Below are 18,503 nucleotides of genomic sequence, written 5' to 3' on the forward strand. Positions count from 1 at the left end.
CCCGCGAAGGCGGGCATCCAGTACGCCGGGACGGTTGTGACCATCACAGGCTGCGCGGCGTACTGGATCATCCGCTTTCGCGGATGATGACATCATTGGTTGTGGCAACGAAAGCGTAATCTCACGCCACGTTCTGATCCAAAATCTTCACGGCGTCGTCGAGGCCGACAGAGACCAGTTGCGAGACGCCGCGTTCGGCCATGGTGACGCCGAACAGCCGGTTCATCCGCGCCATCGTGATCGGATTGTGGGTGATGATGATGAAGCGGGTTTCCGTCGATGACGTCATCTCATGCAGCAGGTTGCAGAATCGCTCGACGTTATGGTCGTCGAGCGGCGCGTCGACTTCGTCCAGCACGCAGATCGGCGATGGGTTGGTGAGGAACACGGCGAAGATCAGCGCCAGCGCCGTCAGCGCCTGCTCGCCGCCCGAAAGCAGCGACAGCGTCTGCGGCTTCTTGCCGGGCGGTTTGGCGATGATTTCGAGGCCGGCCTCCAGCGGATCGTCGCTCTCGATCAGATGAAGCGCCGCTTCGCCGCCGCCGAACAGTTCGACGAACAGCCGCTTGAAGTGCTCGTTGACAGTCTCGAACGAGGTCAACAGCCGCTCGCGGGCTTCCTTGTTGAGGCTCTGGATGCCCTGGCGCAGCCGTTTGATGGCTTCGACCAGATCGTCGCGCTCGGTGGTCAACGCAGTGTGCTGGGTTTCGACCTCGCGCAGCTCTTCCTCGGCGCGCAGATTGACGGCACCAAGGCGCTCGCGGTCGCGGCGCAGCTTTTCGAGGCTTTCCTCGATGTCGGAAAGCGGCGGCAATTCCGCGCCGGGCTCGATCTCGGCCAGCGCCGCTACCGCATGCGGCTCGACTTCGAGCATGTCGTGGATTTCGCGCTCGATGTCGGAAAGCCGGCGCTTGGTGCCTTCCATGCGCTCCTCGGCGCGGGCGCAGGCCTCGCGGGCAGAGGAGAGCGCTTCGAGCGAGGCTTTGGCTTCGCGGTCGGTTTCCGCCATCACGCTCTCCGCCGCAGCGAGCGCGTCGGCGGCGACGCGGCGCGCGCTTTCGGCGGACTCGATTTCGTTGATCAGCGCGCGGCGCTTTTCGGCAAACACGGCCGGCGCATTCTCGAGCTCGGCGCGCTCGGCCGTCACTTCGGTGATGCGGGCCTCGACGGTGGCGACCTGCGAGGCCGAGCTCTGCTTGCGGTTCTGCCATTCGGTGCGTTCGGCAGTGATCGCCTGCACGCGCTTGTCGGCCAATTCGGCTTCGCGCGCCAGCGCCTGGGCTTCGGCCCGCACCTGCGCGGCAAAGCGGCGGTGTCCGTCGATCTCGGTGCGAACGGCGCTCAGTTTCGCTTCCGTCTCATCCGTCGGCGGCAGTTCGGTCAGCGCGGCAGTAGCGCTCTCATGCGCAGCCTCCGCTTCGCTGCGGTCGGCGGCGAGACGGGTATGGGCCTCGGTCAGCGCGGATTTGCGCGCGGCGTGGCGATTGATCTCACGCTCGGTCCCGGCATGGCGCTCGCGCGCCGCATCGGCTTCGCGCTGCGCGGCCCGCCAGGCCTCGCGGGCGGCGGTTTCGGCGGCAGATGCTGCCTTCAGTTCCGCCTCGGCGTCTTCCAGGGCCTGCCGCTTGGCAGTGGCGTCGGTGCGCGCCTGTTCCAGCTCGTGTTCGATATCAACCAGGCGGGCGCGTTCGGCGAGACGCCGTGCGGCGCCGGTCGGCGCATGCGCGGCCGCGACAAAGCCGTCCCAGCGCCAGACGTCGCCTTCCAGCGACACCAGCCGCTGGCCGGTCTTCAATTGCGGGACGAATTCCGCACCGCGCTCCTTCGGTACGACGCCGATCTGCGCGAGACGGCGCGCCAGTTCGGCCGGCGCCTCGACATGCGCAGCCAGAGGCTCCACGCCGGCCGGCAGGGCCGGATCGTCGAAGCTCGAACCGGCATTGGTCCAGCGCATCGGCGCGGAGGGATCGACCGGCGCGTCGAGATCGTCGCCGAGGACGGCGCCAAGCGCCTTCTCATAGCCCTTGGCGACGGTGACGCCATCGATGATCGGCGGCCACAGATTCTTGGTCTCGACATTGACGAGTTTTGAAATCGTGCGCGCTTCGGTCTCCAGCCGCTGCACGCGCTTTTCGGCCTCGGTGAGCGGGGCGCGGGAAGCTTCGAGCTTCTGCCGCGCGGCGATGTGGCCGGTCTCGCTGGCTTGCGCGGCCGCTTCGGATACGGCCAGCGTTTCCTGCGCGGTTTCCATGGCCGCAGCGAGCGCATCGATGTCGCCGAGATTGCCGGTCTCGTCGCTAAGCTTTTGCTCGTCGGCAGCGACGCTGGCGATTTCCTGGTCGAGCCGGGCCAGCCGGTCGCGATGGGTGCGCACGCCGCCCTCTAACTGGTTGCGCTTGGCGGTGAGGTCGGCGAGCGCGGTGGTCAGTTCGGTGAACATGCGCTCGGCCGCGGCCAGTGTCGCTTCCGCCTCCGACACGCGCTCGTCGACCCCGGAGCGCTTTTCGACGCGTGACTTGATCTCTTCCTTCAACTCGGCGTCCTCGGTGTCGAGGCGCTGCAGTGCGACCTCGGCGTCCGAAGTCTGCTGCTGTTCGCGGGCGATGTCGGCCGCGAACTGATTCAGCCGCCGGTCGAGCTCGGCGACACGCTCCTTGGCGCGCTCTTCTTCTCGGTCGAGCTGTTCGCGCGCGTTGGTGAGGCGCTGCAGCCCCGCCGCGGCGCGGGCTTCGCCTTCGCGCAAGGCCGGCAGTTCGGAAGCGCGGATCGCCTGGATGCGGGCGGCCTCGGCCTGCTCGCGGGTGCGCTCGGCCATCTCGCGCACGTTGATGTCGTGCGTATGCGCGGCTTCCGCGACGTCGGCATTGGCCTCCAGCCAGCGCAGGTGGAACAGCGTGGCTTCCGCCTTGCGGACCTTGGCGGCGACTTCGCGGAACCGGATGGCCTGGCGTGCCTGCTTCTTCAGGCCGTCGATCTGGCCGGAGAGTTGCCCGATCACGTCCTCGACGCGGGTGAGGTTGGTTTCGGCCGCCTTCAGCCGCAACTCGGCTTCGTGGCGGCGGGCGTGTAGGCCGGCGACGCCGGCCGCGTCTTCCAGCACGCGCCGGCGCTGTTCCGGCTTGGCCTGGATGATCTCGCCGATCTTGCCCTGGTGGACCAGCGCCGGCGAACGCGCGCCGGTGGCGGCATCGGCAAACAAAATCTGCACGTCGCGGGCGCGGACGTCGCGGCCGTTGATGCGATAGACCGAGCCGGCCTCGCGCTCGATGCGGCGAGAGATTTCCAGCACCTGGCTGTCATTGACGGCAGCCGGCGCCGTGCGATCGGCATTGTCGATCGTCATGGTGACTTCGGCGTGGTTGCGCGCCGGACGGTTGCCGGAACCGGCGAAGATCACCGCATCCATGTCGGCGGCGCGCAGCGATTTGTGCGAGGTTTCGCCCATCGCCCAGCGCAGCGCCTCCACCAGATTGGATTTGCCGCAGCCGTTCGGTCCGACCACACCGGTGAGGCCGGGTTCGATCATGAAGTCAGTGGGTTCGACGAACGACTTGAAACCGTGGAGGCGGAGGCGCGTGAGTTTCATGAACACAAATCTCTGTTGGCCGGGCGCGAATCTCCCTGCCGTGACAATACCATAGAAGGCAATGTCAGTGTGGATGAGCCGCCCGTTGCGGCGCTTATGAGCCGCGACAATGGCGAGGCCGAGGCCGGAGAGCAACGCCCCCGCGGGGCTTTTCCCAAGGGATTTGAGGCGCTTGTGTGGCGCCTTTTGCTGGACTTATCAGCTCGAATGAATCCGGTCGCGCGAATCAGCTCTTCAGCATCGCGTTGATGCGCTTTGCGAACTCCTCGAAGCTCTGCTCGCCCTTGATCATCTCGCCATTGATGAAGAAGGTCGGCGTGGACTGTACCTTCAGCACCTCGGCGGCGTATTTCTGGTCGGCCGCGATCTTGTCGAGCAGCGCCTGATCCTTCAGGCAATCCTCGACCTGCGTTTGCGTAAGGCCGGCCTGCTTGCCGATCCGCGTCAGCGTCTCCGTGGTGTTCTTCACCACCCAGTCGTTCTGCTGTTTGAACAGAAGGTCGATCACGGCGAAATATTTCGGTGCGTCGTCCTTGGCAATGCAGCGCGCCAGCATCGATCCGGCGGCGGCTTTGATATCGAGCGGGAATTCGCGGAACACGTACCGGATCTTGCCGCTGTCGATGAATTCCGACTTGATCTTCGGGAACACCTTTTCGGCAAATGCCGCGCAGTGCGGACAGGTCATCGAGGCATATTCGGTGATGGTCACGGTTGCGTTGGCGGGGCCGAGCGCCATGTCCGGCAGCGATTGCGGCTTGGCGACGTCGGCGGGGCTCTGTGCCACCGCGTCCGTGATCAGCCGCAGCGGCGAGAAGCCGGCGAGCAGGCCGAGCCCGGTCAGCGAGAGAGCGGCGGTGAAGGCGCGGCGCGTGATCATCAAAGTCTGCTCCCGAATGGCGCGTTCACGCCCGAAAGAACTGCGAAAAAGAAGCCTTCGCTAGCTTGAAACGCCGGTTGTGGCAATGGCGGGCTGCGCCGGCCGCGCCGCGCAAAAGGCTCAATTTCGCTTGATCACGGCGCCAAGCCGCGCCAGCGCGGCGCGCAGTTCCTCGTCCTCGACCGCCGACAACGTTTCGGCGACTTTCGCCACCGATTTCGGGTCCGGCGCGCGAGGCGGCGCAGGGCGATTCCGGCGCGACAGCGGCGCCTGCCGCAGCGCCAGCCGGCCGACCGCGCTCCAGCCGAAAAAGCGGTTGACCCGTTGCAGGATCACGTCGGACGAATGCTGGATCTCCAGCGCCATCGGGCCCTCCACCCGCAGCACCAGGGTTGCCGGTTCCTGCGGCTGCCCCTCCACCGGCCGCGGCCACTGCATCTTCAACGGCTCGGAGTGGGCGGCGATCTCGGGCCCGGCGATATCGGCCCAGCGCGTCACCAGCTCGCGTGCGGCAAACCCCTGTTTGGCATAGGCGTCCGAGAATACGTCGCTGAGCAGGACGGAAAGAGGCTTTGCGGAGATCGGGCCGGGTCTGGACATGAGGCAATTATATCGGCGGAGGCGATCCGGGTCACGCCGCGCGCGGACGAATGGCTTTCAGATCGCGGTCGATCTCGCGCCGTCGCTGCATCAGGTCGTAGTCCATTTGCAGGCCCAGAAAGAATCCTTCGGATAGACCAAAATAGCGCGCGAGCCGAAGGTCAGTATCGGCGGTGATGTCCCGCTTGCCGAGCACAATCTCGTTGATGCGGCGCGGCGCAACGTGCACGGCACGAGCCAGTCCGTTCTGGCTCAGTCCCATCGGTTTGAGGAATTCTTCAAGCAGAATCTCACCCGGATGCGGGTTTCGAAGAAGCGCGCTCTTAATCGTGGTAGTCGACGATTTCGACATGGGGTCGGTCCTCCCTCAGTCCAGACGAAACAGATGCGCCATTGGTCGTTGATCCGGATCGAATGTTGTCCGTGCCGGTCCGCCTTCAAGGCCTCGAGGCGATTGCCGGGCGGAACACGGAGATCGCCAAGCACCCGGGCCTGATTCAAAAGACGAAGCTTCCGCAGCGCCACGTTCTGGATGTCGGCTGGAAGTCTTCGGCTGCGCTGGCCGGACCAGATTAATCTCGTCTCGGCATTCGCGAAGCTCTGAATCAAATTATGACTATAACGCGTTGCGTTATAGTCTGCAAGGTCTGGCAATTGCGACGTTCCGACCCTAGAGTGAGATGTGTCCTTAACAATCGTCACCAAAAAGAAGTTTGTTGTTGCCGAAGGCGCCTCCCGTCCCGCGCTGCTGCTCGACTGGTATGACCGTCATCGCCGTCGCTTGCCGTGGCGGGCGGCAGCGGGCGAGCGGGCCGATCCATATCGGGTCTGGCTGTCCGAAATCATGCTGCAGCAGACCGGCGTCAAAACGGTCGGGCCGTATTTTGCAAAATTTCTGGCGCGCTGGCCCGACGTCGCTGCGCTCGGCCGCGCCTCGCTGGATGACGTGCTGCGGATGTGGGCCGGGCTCGGTTATTATTCGCGGGCGCGCAATCTGCATGCCTGCGCGGTCGCCGTGCTGCGCGACCATGGCGGGATATTTCCCGATACCGAGGAGGGCCTGCGCCAATTGCCCGGGATCGGGCCTTACACGGCGAAGGCGATCGCAGCGATCGCGTTCGATATCCGAACCATGCCGGTCGACGGCAATATCGAGCGCGTGGTGTCGCGGCTTTACGCAGTGGAAGAACCGCTGCCGCAGACGAAGCCGCTGATCGGGGAATTGGCATCGACATTGCTCGGCCCCTCGCGTGCTGGCGACAGCGCGCAAGCCTTGATGGATCTCGGCTCTTCGATCTGTACGCCGAAAAAGCCGGCCTGCGCGCTGTGCCCTTTGAACGATGATTGTGCCGCCCGCTCGCGCGGCGATCAGGAGACGTTTCCGCGCAAGGCGCCGAAAAGGGCGGGAACGCTGCGCCGCGGGGCCGCCTTCATCGTCAGGCGTGGCGATGAACTCCTCGTTCGCACTAGGGCTGAAAAGGGCCTGCTCGGAGGCATGACCGAAGTACCTGGCTCCGCCTGGCTCGCCGGGCAGGACGACAAAATGGCGCTCAACCAGGCGCCTGAGCTCAACGGCGTGACGTGCTGGCACCGCAAAACGGGCGTTATCACTCACGTATTCACGCATTTTCCGCTCGAGCTCGTGATCTACACCGCCGATGTAGCCACGCGCACGCGCGCACCGGAAGGCATGCGCTGGGTGCCGATTGCTACGCTTGCTGACGAGGCGTTGCCCAATGTGATGCGCAAGGCCATCGCGCACGGGCTGGACATTTGAAGCTGCGAGGCTGCTCGCTGCTGACACCATGCTGGCAGGAGGGCTGCGTTAGGAGTGAGCCTCACGGAGGTTCCCATGATCAGCACTGTCTTCGACAATTTTACCGCCCCGCCATCTTCCAAATTGCTCGGCTGGCATCTGCTTGACGCGCGGCCGAAGGACGGCTGGATCCGCATCGGCTTCGACGGCAAGCGGGATTTCTGCAACCCGGCCGGCTTCGTGCAGGGCGGCATTCTCTCGGCGATGCTCGACGACACGATGGGACCTGCGGTGTTCGCCATGACCGAGGGAAGGCTCTACACGGCGACCATCACCATGACGGTGAATTTTCTGGTGCCGGCCAGGCCGGGAATGATTGTTGGCGAGGCCAAGGTCACTCAGCTCGGCAAGACTGTCGCCTTCGTCGAGGGACGGCTGACGGCCGAGGATGGCACGCTACTGGCAACGGCAACGACCAGCGCGCGGCTGGTCGAGACGGCGAAGGCCGTTCGGTACGACGAGAGGTGAAGAGGTTCGTCGCTGTCGCTCGGTCGCAAGCCTCACGGCTCGTTGCCGCGCGAGCGCGCCGCTGGCAGCGTCACATGACTGATACTGCGCGCATTGTTCCGCTGTGCTCGCCGCGCGAGGCGGGCTTCGTCGGGCTCCTGATTCCGTCAAGCTTTTTGTCCTATTGCGGATGCGAGCCAATTCTGCGGTGCCGACGCAGTCGTCGTCCACGACTGATGAAGTAACCCTGAAACAGCCACCGGATATCAGGGGCCGAGCGCCTTGGCATCGGTCTGGCGGTTGGACCCTTGCGCAACCGCTCAGTCACGAGCAAGAAGCGTGATGTGAATGTAGACGGGGATTCTTGAGCGGAGGACACTCGGGGTCAAAATTGAGTCCGCCGATACCGCCGGCCGAACTCGATTCTTGGCCAATACGACCTTCGTGTGATTTTTCCAGGTGCTGTCAAATGCCATCGAGCACGGCCCTGGCCTCGCGGGAATCGACGGTTTCGAAGCCCTCGGTGAACGAGCCGTAGATCTTGGCGAGTTCATCGTAAACTACCGTTCGTCCATCGTCCTCCGCCAGAAGTCGCGCCAGCCTTGTGCTGCCTCGCAGAAGAAGCGCGCGGGCATTTTGGACTTGTGCGCTCTCCATGGCGCGCCGGATGCAGTGTTCCGCCTGCGCTCGGTCCTGGGTTGCCAGAGCGAGATCGCCCTCGAGCAGGTGCAGACTGGCGTCGGCCCAATGCTCCTCATTGCGCTCGGCGGCCGAGCGGGCCTCAGCGAGAGTGACGATCGCATCTTCAAGCCGTTGCGCGCGGCGGTAAAGATCGCCAAGGATTCCCAAATAATACGGTAAACGCAGCTCAGCCCCGGTGGCCCGCAGGTCCCGCACACCGACGCGAACCCGTGCAATACCATCCTCGACGTCGCCGTCCTCGGCGACAGCCCAGCCATTCATGATGGTGGCCCAGGCGTGATAATAGCTGAACCCGTGTTCGGCACAGATTGAGCGAACTGCATCGGCACGAGCGCGGACTTCCGCGGGCTCGCGACGGAACTGGTGCAGCATCGCCGCATAAGCGAGCGCCACGGCCATGCTAAATGGGTGGACGAGACGATGGGCCAGATCGATCGCATCCTGCGCTGCCCGAAGCGCGGCGTCCGCGAACCCAAGATGCCAGTCGACATGAGCCCGATAGGCGCGGCCGAACACGTGAATGTTGACCCCGCGCGACAAGGCGTTGGCTGGATCGCCAGCCTGCACGATCTTTGCACTGCTGATCTCCAAGTGCTCGCGCGCCGATTGGTGCTCGCCCTGATGGAATAGATTGAACGCGAGGGCGTTGTGCGCGTCGGCCTGCATCACGACGTCGCTTTGTTCGGCCAGGTCGACAAGCTCGGAACCCAGCTCGCTTACGCGGAGGATGCGACCGCGTACGTGATTCACGTAGCATAGGCCGCGCAACGCCCTCACGAGGTGGCGACGATGCCCGAACCGTCGCGCCAGATGCTCCGCTCTGACGTGCGCCGCCTCGACCTCGGGAGCGGCAAAGCCTTTCGTCGCGGTCAGCGGAGGACCCAGTGCAATCTGCACCTCAAGCTCGCGGCCCAACTGCTCGTCAGTTGGCGGGCGGTTCCCGAGCATCTCGAGGGCGGTGGTCAGATGACTTATCGCTTCCCTGTTCGCCGATCGGCCAACCGCGAGCTGTCCGGCCCGTAACCAGAAGTCGATTGCCCGATCGGCATGCCCGGCTGCTGTGAGATGGTGCGCTAGGAGCTCGGGCTGACGCGCGACAAGATCGGCGAACCGCGCCTCGAGGACGGCGGCAATCCGACCGTGGAGCTCGCTCCGTCGACTCTTGAGCAGCGAGGCGTAGGCGACATCCTGGACCAGAGCATGCTTGAACGTATAGACCGCCTCGGGCGGTGTGCCGCGCTGAAAGACGAGCTCCGACTTTACGAGCCGGGCGAGCGCCTGGTCGAGATCAGCCGGTTCTCGTGCAGCGACTGCATCGAGGAGCTCGTAGGTGAACTCACGGCCGATGGCCGCGCCGACCTGGACCAGATCCTTGGCCGAAGCCAAATGATCGAGCCGGGCCATCAGAGAATCCTGCAGGCTCGCCGGAATGGCAAGTGCGCCTCGCGATGTGCCCAGCGCGAGACCCTCGGGCGTATTGCGCAGCATGCCCGATTCCAACACGGTCTTGGTGAGTTCTTCGATGAAAAGCGGAACGCCCTCGGTCTTCGCGGCAATCTCGTCCACCACTGCCGGAGAAAGGCGGCGCCCGCCTGACGTTTGCTCGACAAGTGTTGCCGCAGCCCGGCGCGCAAGGCGATTAAGCGTCAAGGCCGTTACGTGCGGGAAGGACGGCCAGGGCGGCGTCATCTCCGGCCGGAACGTGATGATTGCGAGCACCGGCAGGTGCTGGACCCGCTCTAGGATCAGTCCGAGGAGCTCGAGCGATGTTGGATCGAACCAGTGCGCGTCCTCAAGCACTGAGAGAACCGGACGACGCTGGGCCAGCCCTTCGAGCTGTGCGAGAAGCACCTCCAGTGTCTTGCGCTTCTGGGTCTGCGGCATGAGGTCGAGCGGCTTGTATCGACCGTCCGTCGGTATGTCGAGGAGAGCCGCGATAAGTGGAACGGCTTCGGTGAGATCGTCGGTCCCTTGTGCAAGCAATGACACGAGCTTGGAGAGCCGCATCGGAGGCGTGTCGTCACGCTCGAACGCCGCCGCTCGCTCAAGCTGATCGATGAATGGCCAGAGCACGGTATTGGCGTGGTAGGGCGAGGCACGATGAGAGATTCGAGTGTGCGGCTCGTCGGTGATCCGCTCTCGGAGCGCCTCGATGAGTCGCGATTTGCCGATTCCGGCCTCCCCGGCGAGAAGTAGCGCCTGACCCTCGCCGTTCCTGGCGAGGTGCCAGCGCCCGAGGAGAAGTCCGAGTTCCTGGTCTCGCCCAACGAGCGGGCTCAGACCGGCTGTGTGGAGTGCCTCGAAGCGGCTCTCCGCTGCGCGCTTGCGGACGATCCGCCAAGCGTTGATCGGTTCTGCGAAGCCCCGCAGTTCGCAAGGTCCGAGGTCTTCGAGCTCGAACAGCCCGCCGATCAGCCGCCGTGTTTGCTCAGCGACGACGACTTCGCCGCTCCCGGCTACGGCCTGCAGACGGGCGGCGAGGTTCGGGGTGTCGCCGACGACCGCTTCCTCCTGCGCCGCGCCAGTGCCATGTAGATCACCTACGACGACGAGTCCTGTCGCGATCCCGACCCGTGCGGCAAGCGGGCGGCCGTCAGGCGACCGCAGACGGTCCACGGCCTCGACAGTCGCCAGGCTGGCTGCCACCGCTCTTTCGGCCTCATCCTCGTGCGCGCGCGGCCAGCCGAAGTAGGCCAGCACGCCGTCACCCATGAACTTGGCAAGGTGTCCGTCGAAGCGTGCGATCTCGCCCGCAACAGTGTTCTGGTAGGCGGTCAGCGTCTCCCGCATATCCTCAGGATCGAGCCGCGTGGAAAGGGATGTCGAGCCGACAAGGTCGACGAACATTACAGTGAGCTGGCGGCGTTCCGCGTACGACGGCCGCCGGATTGAGGCGGTGGACGACGCCGCAGGCTCCAGCGCAGCGATCGCCGCTAGCAACCTTTTTCGGTGCCCGAGCGGCAGACCAAGCTTCTCGAAGTCGGCGTCCGTGAGCGACGGCAACACGTCCGCATCGATGGCCTGCTCGCGGAACAGCGCTGTATAGTTGGCAAGGCCGAGGTCTTGAAGCCACTGCGCGACGTCCATTGCGCGACGCTCCGGCAGCCATCCCCGCTGTGAAGTTTAGCAGAAAATGGGACACTGCGCGGCGATTGCTCGCCTGCGCTACTGGTCGCAACCGACTCGTTTACCGGCTCCGATCGACAACCCGGCCGCTAGGATTCGAACATCTGCCCCGCGGAATTGCATCCGCGGTCCAGAAATGTCCGTCTCTGGTTCACAGGACCGGATCAGACAACCGACGCATTGGTGAAGAATTGATCGGAGCGAGTGTCGAAGCGGTGTTTAATCCGAGGACCATCGTGCTAAGCTAAAAGCATAATAGTCGAGTGGGTTGAAGCCGTACTGCCCTTGCGGAGCGGCCCATATCGTCAGCGATCTCTGCCGTCCCGCGGTCAAACGCCGCTTCAAGGGAGGAGAAGATGTCGCTTAATCGTCGTCATTTCCTTGCAGTTGCCGGAAGCGCCGTCACCGGGCTCGCTGTCGCCTTCCAGCACCCCGACTGGCGCGGCGGTTCGACCTGGATCTCGATCAAGGCGCGAAGACACGCCGCGCCTTCCTCGATCGATGCGCGAGCGAGAAGGTGATGGTCTCGAGCTACCACTTGCCGTTCCCCGGACTCGGCCATGTCGTTCGCACCGGCACAGCGTTCGGCTGGCTTCCGAGCGATTGGCGCTGGGAGGACGTAAGTCCCACTTAAGGCCACCTAGCCCAACTAGCCGATCATTGTGCGAAAACAGGAGGAGATCATGCAAGCCACGGCCACTGAAGCCTTCATCGGCAGCATGCGCGGCCCCGTCATCAGGCGAACGGACGCCGACTATGAAGCCGTGCGGAGCCTCTACAACGGGATGATCGATAAGAGTCCGGAGATGATTGCGCGATGCACTGATGTCGCTGACGTTGTCACCGCGGTCGAGTTTGCAACGCAAAACGATCTCACGGTCGCGATTCGCGGAGGCGGGCATAACGGGCCGGGCCTCAGTAGTGTCGACAACGGGCTGATGATCGACATGTCGATGATGAAGGGCGTGCGGGTCAATCCCACCGCCCGTACTGTCCGCGTCGGTCCCGGCTGCACGCAGGGCGATGTGGACCACGCCACACATGTCTATGGGCTCGCTGTGCCGGCCGGTATCGTCTCGACGACCGGTATCGCCGGCCTCACGCTCGGCGGCGGCACCGGATACCTCACCCGCAAGCACGGCCTCACCATCGACAATCTGCTCGAGGCGGACGTCGTGCTCGCCGACGGTCGCATTGTCACCGCGAACAAATCAGAGAACGCTGATCTCTACTGGGGTCTGCGCGGCGGCGGCGGCAATTTTGGCATCGTCACAAGCTTCCTGTTCCAGGCCCATCCGGTGAACATGGTCTATGCCGGTCCAGTCTTCTGGGATCTCAAGGATGCGCGGACTGTCATGCAGACGTACCGGGATTTCCTGCCTGGCGCTCCCGAGGAGCTCGGGGCCTTTGTCGGCTTGAAGACTGTTCCACCGGTGGACCCGTTCCCAGCGGAGCATCAGGGCAAGCGCGCCTGCGCCATCATCGCCTGCTACAATGGCGCGACAGCAGACGGCCAGGCGGTCATGGCCAAGTTGCTCGGAGCGCTGCCCGCGCCGCTCTTCAACTGGATGGGTGAGATGCCCTATCCGGCCCTCCAGTCCATGTTCGATCCGTTCTTCCCCAAGGGCCTGCAATGGTACTGGCGCGGCGATTTCGTGAAGGAACTGACCGACGGAGCGATCGACGCCCATATCGCCCAGGCACAGAAACTGCCCAGCGCGCTCTCGCTCATGCATCTTTATCCGATCGACGGCGCTGTCCGTCGCGTCGGCAAGAGCGACACCGCCTGGAACACGCGCGACGCGACCTGGTCGATGGTCATTGCGGGTATCGATCCCAATCCGCAAAAGGCGGGCGAAATCACGCGCTGGACCAAGGGCTACTGGGAGGCCGTGCATCCCTATTCGGCCGACGGCTGCTATGTGAACTTCATGATGGACGATGGAGATGACAACAGACTCAAGGCCACTTACGGTGAAAATTACGACCGCCTCGTCGCCTTAAAGGCCAAGTACGACCCGAAGAACTTCTTCCACATGAACCAGAATATCAGGCCGCTGCATTCGTAGACGTTGCCGCCGTTCAGTCTCGGCAAAATTACTGTCGGAGCGTTCTTTCGTTTCATGGAACGAAAGAATGCTCCGGGCTTCGTTATGCCGATGCACTCCCGGTAGTGCTCGCCTGCGCCGACGAAGAGATAGAATGACCGGGTCATCCCGCGCTCGCCCGCGGCGCTTCCCGCATGATCTGGACGATTGGCGGTTTGGCGTTGAGGCCTTCGACCTGGAAGCCGGCGACGCGCTTGTAGTTGGCGGCGATGTCTTCCAGCTCTTGCAGCGAGAGCACGTCGGTCACCACGTTGTAGCCGTTGGGCGCGCGCTCTTCGACCATCTGCATCACCTGCTCGGGACCGTTGCGGCGGTTGAGCATCACGAGGTCGGTGGTGGCGGGCCGGCGCTCGGCTTCGTACGCTGATAACGCGACGTTGGTCGTGCCTTTCTCGAGGATCTCGCGGGTGATGACGCGGGCGTCCAGAATCGCCTGCGATGCACCGTTGGAGCCAATCGGGTACATCGGATGCGCAGCATCGCCCATCAGCGTGACGCGGCCGAACGTCCATTGCGGGATCGGATCGCGATCGACCAGCGGATATTCGTAGGCGTGCGGGCAATTCTCGATCAGGCCGGGCACATCGAGCCAGTCGAACTTCCAGTCCTTGAACCACGGCAGAAACTCTTCGAGTTTTGCGGTGCGGTTGTAGTCCTCGCGCCGCCACTGATAGGTCGGCGGCATATGCCGCTCGGCCACCCAGTTGATCCGGAACTTGCCGGCGCCGTCGGCCTGCTTCGAAATCGGATAGCAGACGAATTTCAGGATCTCATGGCCCGCCATGATCATGGTGCGGCCGGACAGGAAGGCGTCGCTATCGGTGATGCCGCGCCACAGGATGCGACCGTTCCAGATCGGCGGGCCTTCGTTGGGGTAGAGCTTTTCACGGACCGCCGAATGGATGCCGTCGGCCGCGATCAACAGCGCGCCGTCATGGTGGCCTTTCGATTTGCCGGTGGCCTTGTCGATGAATTCGGCGCGGACGCCGTTCTCCGTTTCCGCCCAGCCGGAGAGATGATGGCTGGTCAGGATGTTCTCCCTTCCCAGCCGTTCGATCGCGGCGTCGAGCAAAATCTGCTGCAGTGTGCCACGATGGATCGAGAATTGCGGCCATTTGTAACCGGCCTCGATGCCGCGCGGCTCGCTCCAGATCGGCTTGCCATGCTTGGAGAAATACGCGAGCTCCTTGGTGCGGACGGCGGCCGCGTCGAGCACGTCATGCAGCCCGAGCTCGATCAGCTCGCGCACCGCATGCGGCAGCACGTTGATGCCGACGCCAAGCGGCCGCAGCTCCGGCACGCTCTCGAACACTCTGGCCCGAACGCCGATCTGGTGCAGGCTGAGCGCCAGCGTCAGCCCGCCAATGCCGCCGCCTGCGATGAGAACAGTCATGGTAATCCCCCGATACGCCCCACAATAAATTGACTTTGCACCGTCATGACATGGCAGCGCCGCCGGGGGCAACCGCGAAAGCCTGGTGTCGCTGTGCCGGGGCTCGGGTGGACGGCGGAACGGCGGGCCGCTAACCTCCGGTTCCCGACCGAAGAGGACAGCCATGTTCAAGCTCTACTACGCCCCCGGCACCTGCGCACTCGCATCGCATATCGCTCTGGAAGAGGCCGGCGCCCCCTACACGGCAGAGCGGCTCGACTTCAAGAACAGCCAGCAGACCACCCCGGAATATCTCGCGATCAATCCGAAGGGGCGCGTGCCTGCGCTGGTGACGGACCGCGGCACCCTGACCGAGACGCCGGCGATCCTCGCTTTCATTGCGAGCGATTTTCCGAAAGCGAAGCTCGTGCCCGATGATCCCTTCGCGTTCGCGCAGGCCCAGTCGTTCAACAGCTATCTCTGTTCCACCGTGCACGTGTCGCATGCCCACAAGATGCGCGGCTCTCGCTGGGCGGCCGAGGAGTCTTCGTTCGCCGACATGAAGCGCAAGGTGCCGGAAACCATGTCGGCCGGCTTCGCGCTCATCGAGCGCGACATGCTGAAGGGGCCGTGGGTGATGGGCGAGCAGTACACGATCTGCGACCCCTATCTCTACACCATCGCGGGCTGGCTGGAGGGCGATGGCGTCGATCTATCCAAGCTGCCGAAGGTCGTCGCGCATCGCAAGCGGATGGAAGAGCGGCCGGCGGTGCAGAAGGTGCTGGCGGAGGAGAAGGCATGATTTCGTTGGGTGGGCAAAGGCGCTCTTGCGCTGTGCCCACCATGTATCCTCAAACTCCACGGGGATGGTGGGCACGTCGCTGCGCTCCTTTGCCCACCCTATGCAGCGCGCTTGGACGCCCGCTCCATCTCGCGGCCGATGCCGAGCATGATGTTGCGTAGCCAGATCGAGCCGGGATCCATCTGGGCGCGGGTCGGGTAGAACATGAACTGCTCGTCGATGCCGGGATCGAGCGGCGGTGTGACCGTCGCGAGCGACAATTGCTTCGACAGCGCGGCTATCAGGCGGCGCGGCACGAAGGCGACAAGATCGGTGCGCGCGGCGACATGCAGCGCCTCGATATAGCCGGGCACCACCAGCGCAATCCGCCGCTCGATGCCCTTGGGACGCAACCACATGTCGATCAGGTCATCGCTCTGGCCGCGGATCACGACCGCGACATGCCGCGCATCGAGAAACGTCTCGATCCGTTTCAGCCTTGCTCCGGCGGGATGGCCACGCCGGACGGCGAGAGCATCGCCGTCGGTGTAGAGCCGTTGCCGGTGGAACCCCGTGAACGCGTTACCGATCGAGATCACGAGGTCAATGGTGCGGGCGAATTCCGGCGTGAAAATCGCGGGACCCCGCCACGGTACCACGTCGATCCGCACGTTCGGCGCCGCCTTGGTGATTTTCTCCATCAGCGGCGGCATCAGGAGTTCGACCGCGAGGTCCGGCATCATCAGGCGAAACTGACGCTCGCTCCTTGCGGCGTCGAACTCGTCGGCGATGAACAGCGCGCGCACCTGATCCAGCGTCTGCGCGAGCGGCGCGCGCAGCGCCTGGGCCCGCGGCGTCAGCTCCATACGCGCACCGTTACGAACCAGCAGCGGGTCGCCGATTAGGTCGCGCAGCCGCTGCAGCGCGTGACTGGCGGCCGGCTGCGACAACCCGATCCGCATCGCGGCGCGGCTGACATTGGCTTCCCTGAGCAGCGCGTCGAGCGCGACCAATAGATTGAGGTCAAGCGAATTCAAATTCATACAATGAATATATACTATATAGACTATCAATTGGAAGAATGAGAAGAAGCGGCCGAGGATAGCGGGCATTCGAAATATCGAGACTAGCCCGCATGACTGCACGACTGGCGCCGGCCACAATGCCTTATCGCGACAAAGTTCAGGCCGCCTTCGATCGCATGCCGCGATCCTGGATGCCGCCCTTTCGCCTGTTCACCACGCTCGCGCGACATCCCGAGCTGTTCGAACGCTTCATTCGCGGCGCGCCGAGCTATCTTTCCGGAACAAGGCTCAGCATCCGGCAGCGCGAGGTGCTGCTGCATCGCGTCACTGCGCGCTGTGCTTGCGAATATGAATGGGGCATGCGCGTCCATTATTTTGCGAGCGAGGCGGGACTGACCGAAGCACAGGTCAAGGCGACGGTGCACGGCAACGCCGATAGCGCCTGCTGGGAAGCCGACGATGCGCTCCTGATCCGCCTCGCCGACGAGCTGCACGACACTTGCGATATCAGCGACGAACTGTGGCCTGCACTGCAGGCCGCATTCGAGGATGAAGCCATCCTCGAGCTGCTGCTGCTCGCCGGCTACTACCGGACGGTCGGCTATCTCGCCAACGGGCTGCGCTTGCCGCCCGAGCCCAACGTCAGCCGGCTGTTTCCGGCCGCCTGATATCCATCAACCGCGGAAGAAACGCGGCCCCTCATTCAACAATGGAGCCAATCAATGAATGCAGCCGACAACAAAAAACTGGTGCAGCAGATCTACGCAGATTCAGCGAACCGCAGTGGAACCACATTCCTCGATAATATCGCCGAGGATGTGACCTGGATCGTGACCGGCCAGTATTCCTGGTCGGGCGAATTCAGAGGCCGTGAGGCCATCAATAACGGCCTGATGGGCTATCTGCGGTCGCTCCTCGCGGCCGGGCGGCCGCGAACGCTGGCGTTCAACTTCATCGCTGAAGGCGATTATGTCGTGGTCGAAGCTCGCGGTGACAACGTCACCAAGTCCGGCGAACGATACGACAATCAATACTGCATGGTCTGGCGGATCGAGAACGGGAAGATCAAGCAGATCAAGGAATATTGCGATTCCGCGTTGGTCGAGCGCGTGCTCGGGCCGTTCCCTGCCGAGCGGAAGGTTGCCGCTGCGGTTTGAGTCTTAGAGGCGCCGCGGAACTAGGCTGGTAGGGTGGGCAGAGCGAAGCGTGCCCACCATCCCCTCAAGCGTCAGACTGCTTTGAAGAAGAGGTGGGCACGGCGCAAGTGCGCCTCTGCCCACCCTACAGGTTCTCGGTGCTAGCCGGCTCAGGCCGCCTTCACCGACATATGCTTGAACATGTTGCTGCGGGCCTCGTCGTCCATCTCGGCCTTGAACTTGAAGTTATCCTTCAGCGCGATCGCCTTGGCTGCCGCAGGCCGTACGGTGATCTCGTCCACCAGCCGTTTGACATTGGGATATTTCGCGGCCGTATCCTCGCCCATCACGAAGGCCATCATGCGGGCCCAGCCCCAGACATCCATGTCGACGATGGTGTAGGTGTCGCCGACCATATAACGGCGGTTGGCGAGGCGGTCGTTGAGAATGCCGAAGTGCCGCTGCGCCTCGAACTGATAGCGGTTATGCGCGTAGTCGATCTTTTCCGGCGCGAAATGCTTGAAGTGGACGGCCTGGCCGGAAAAGGGGCCGACGCCGGTGGCGGCGAACATCAGCCATGACAGCAGTTCGCCGCGGTTGGCCGGCGTGTTCGCGGGCAGAAACTTGCCGGTCTTTTCCGCGAGATAGAGCAGGATGGCGTTGCTGTCGAAGACCTTGACGCCGTCGTCATCGATCGCCGGCACCTTGGCATTCGGATTGATGGCGAGATACTCCGGCTTGAACTGGTCGCCCTTGCGGGTGTCGACGGCGACCGGCTCGTAGGCGATACCGGCTTCCTCCAGGAAGAGGGCGACCTTGGTCGGGTTGGGCGATCCGTTGAAATAGAATTTGAGCATTTGGAATTCTCCCCCATTGCTTCTTGCAGCAAGGCTCGTTGCGGACTTTGGCCACGGCGGCAATGCC

15 protein-coding genes and 1 pseudogene are annotated in these 18,503 nt (G+C 63.8%); 7 read left to right on the top strand and 9 right to left on the bottom strand.

The annotated features are described in order from the left end of the window. Positions 1-121 precede the first annotated feature (121 nt). The 5 genes and pseudogenes from LMTR13_RS07340 to LMTR13_RS38730 all read right to left on the bottom strand — a co-directional run bounded on the left by LMTR13_RS07340 (position 122) and on the right by LMTR13_RS38730 (position 5,675). The gene (locus tag LMTR13_RS07340; protein WP_065732500.1) at positions 122-3,586 is read right to left on the bottom strand and encodes a chromosome segregation SMC family protein; all 3,465 of its coding nucleotides are present in this window, start codon (positions 3,584-3,586) and stop codon (positions 122-124) included. A gap of 226 nt (positions 3,587-3,812) precedes the next feature. Further along, on the bottom strand, positions 3,813-4,469 hold the full coding sequence (locus LMTR13_RS07345) for a DsbA family protein (protein WP_065727308.1): 657 nt from the start codon (positions 4,467-4,469) through the stop codon (positions 3,813-3,815). Positions 4,470-4,586: 117 nt separating this feature from the next. Further along, positions 4,587-5,066 carry a DUF721 domain-containing protein gene (locus LMTR13_RS07350; protein WP_065727309.1) on the bottom strand — a complete coding sequence of 160 codons (480 nt, stop codon included), beginning with the start codon at positions 5,064-5,066 and terminating at the stop codon, positions 4,587-4,589. 31 nt (positions 5,067-5,097) lie between these two features. Then, complete coding sequence (locus LMTR13_RS07355; protein WP_065727310.1) at positions 5,098-5,418, bottom strand: HigA family addiction module antitoxin; 321 nt, start codon at positions 5,416-5,418, stop codon at positions 5,098-5,100. Continuing rightward, positions 5,390-5,675, bottom strand: a pseudogene (locus LMTR13_RS38730) (type II toxin-antitoxin system RelE/ParE family toxin). Before LMTR13_RS38730 ends, LMTR13_RS07355 begins: the two are co-directional and overlap by 29 nt. Before the next feature lie 73 nt (positions 5,676-5,748). Between LMTR13_RS38730 and mutY the strand changes: the two are divergent. Beyond that, a complete protein-coding gene (gene mutY, locus LMTR13_RS07360; protein ID WP_065727311.1) occupies positions 5,749-6,843 on the top strand; it encodes an A/G-specific adenine glycosylase in 1,095 nt (364 codons plus the stop codon). Between the two features lie 75 nt (positions 6,844-6,918). Then, positions 6,919-7,350, top strand: coding sequence for a PaaI family thioesterase (locus tag LMTR13_RS07365; protein ID WP_065727312.1), 432 nt, complete (start codon positions 6,919-6,921; stop codon positions 7,348-7,350). A gap of 444 nt (positions 7,351-7,794) precedes the next feature. Here LMTR13_RS07365 and LMTR13_RS07370 read toward each other — a convergent pair whose 3' ends face one another. Further along, positions 7,795-11,118: an adenylate/guanylate cyclase domain-containing protein gene (locus LMTR13_RS07370; protein WP_065727313.1), complete on the bottom strand. Its 3,324-nt coding sequence runs from the start codon at positions 11,116-11,118 to the stop codon at positions 7,795-7,797. 395 nt (positions 11,119-11,513) lie between these two features. On the opposite strand from LMTR13_RS07370, the gene LMTR13_RS40315 reads away from it, so the two are divergent. Both LMTR13_RS40315 and LMTR13_RS07375 read left to right on the top strand, forming a co-directional pair. Continuing rightward, positions 11,514-11,678: a hypothetical protein gene (locus tag LMTR13_RS40315; RefSeq protein ID WP_156795468.1), complete on the top strand. Its 165-nt coding sequence runs from the start codon at positions 11,514-11,516 to the stop codon at positions 11,676-11,678. 162 nt (positions 11,679-11,840) lie between these two features. Further along, positions 11,841-13,226 carry an FAD-binding oxidoreductase gene (locus LMTR13_RS07375; protein ID WP_065727314.1) on the top strand — a complete coding sequence of 462 codons (1,386 nt, stop codon included), beginning with the start codon at positions 11,841-11,843 and terminating at the stop codon, positions 13,224-13,226. 142 nt (positions 13,227-13,368) lie between these two features. Here LMTR13_RS07375 and LMTR13_RS07380 read toward each other — a convergent pair whose 3' ends face one another. Further along, positions 13,369-14,658 (bottom strand): flavin-dependent oxidoreductase, encoded by a 1,290-nt coding sequence (locus LMTR13_RS07380; protein WP_065727315.1) that lies wholly within the window; start codon positions 14,656-14,658, stop codon positions 13,369-13,371. 163 nt (positions 14,659-14,821) lie between these two features. Between LMTR13_RS07380 and LMTR13_RS07385 the strand changes: the two genes are divergently transcribed. Next, positions 14,822-15,439, top strand: a complete 618-nt coding sequence (locus LMTR13_RS07385) for a glutathione S-transferase family protein (RefSeq protein WP_065727316.1) — start codon at positions 14,822-14,824, stop codon at positions 15,437-15,439. A 98-nt stretch (positions 15,440-15,537) separates the two neighbouring features. On the opposite strand, the gene LMTR13_RS07390 is transcribed toward LMTR13_RS07385, so the two are convergent. Then, positions 15,538-16,461, bottom strand: a complete 924-nt coding sequence (locus tag LMTR13_RS07390; protein WP_065727317.1) for a LysR family transcriptional regulator — start codon at positions 16,459-16,461, stop codon at positions 15,538-15,540. Positions 16,462-16,553: 92 nt separating this feature from the next. Here LMTR13_RS07390 and LMTR13_RS07395 point away from each other — a divergent pair, with 92 nt between their 5' ends. Together LMTR13_RS07395 and LMTR13_RS07400 are read left to right on the top strand one after the other, a co-directional pair. Then, a complete protein-coding gene (locus LMTR13_RS07395) occupies positions 16,554-17,111 on the top strand; it encodes a carboxymuconolactone decarboxylase family protein (RefSeq protein ID WP_065727318.1) in 558 nt (185 codons plus the stop codon). Between the two features lie 54 nt (positions 17,112-17,165). After that, positions 17,166-17,600, top strand: a complete 435-nt coding sequence (locus LMTR13_RS07400; protein ID WP_065727319.1) for a nuclear transport factor 2 family protein — start codon at positions 17,166-17,168, stop codon at positions 17,598-17,600. Positions 17,601-17,749: 149 nt separating this feature from the next. Here the strand turns inward: LMTR13_RS07400 and LMTR13_RS07405 are convergent, their stop codons facing one another. Beyond that, entirely contained in the window at positions 17,750-18,436 is a 687-nt protein-coding gene (locus LMTR13_RS07405) for a glutathione S-transferase family protein (RefSeq protein WP_065727320.1), read from the bottom strand. Between the last annotated feature and the right edge of the window lie 67 nt (positions 18,437-18,503).

Source organism: Bradyrhizobium icense, from assembly GCF_001693385.1.
GTDB classification, from domain to species: domain Bacteria; phylum Pseudomonadota; class Alphaproteobacteria; order Rhizobiales; family Xanthobacteraceae; genus Bradyrhizobium; species Bradyrhizobium icense.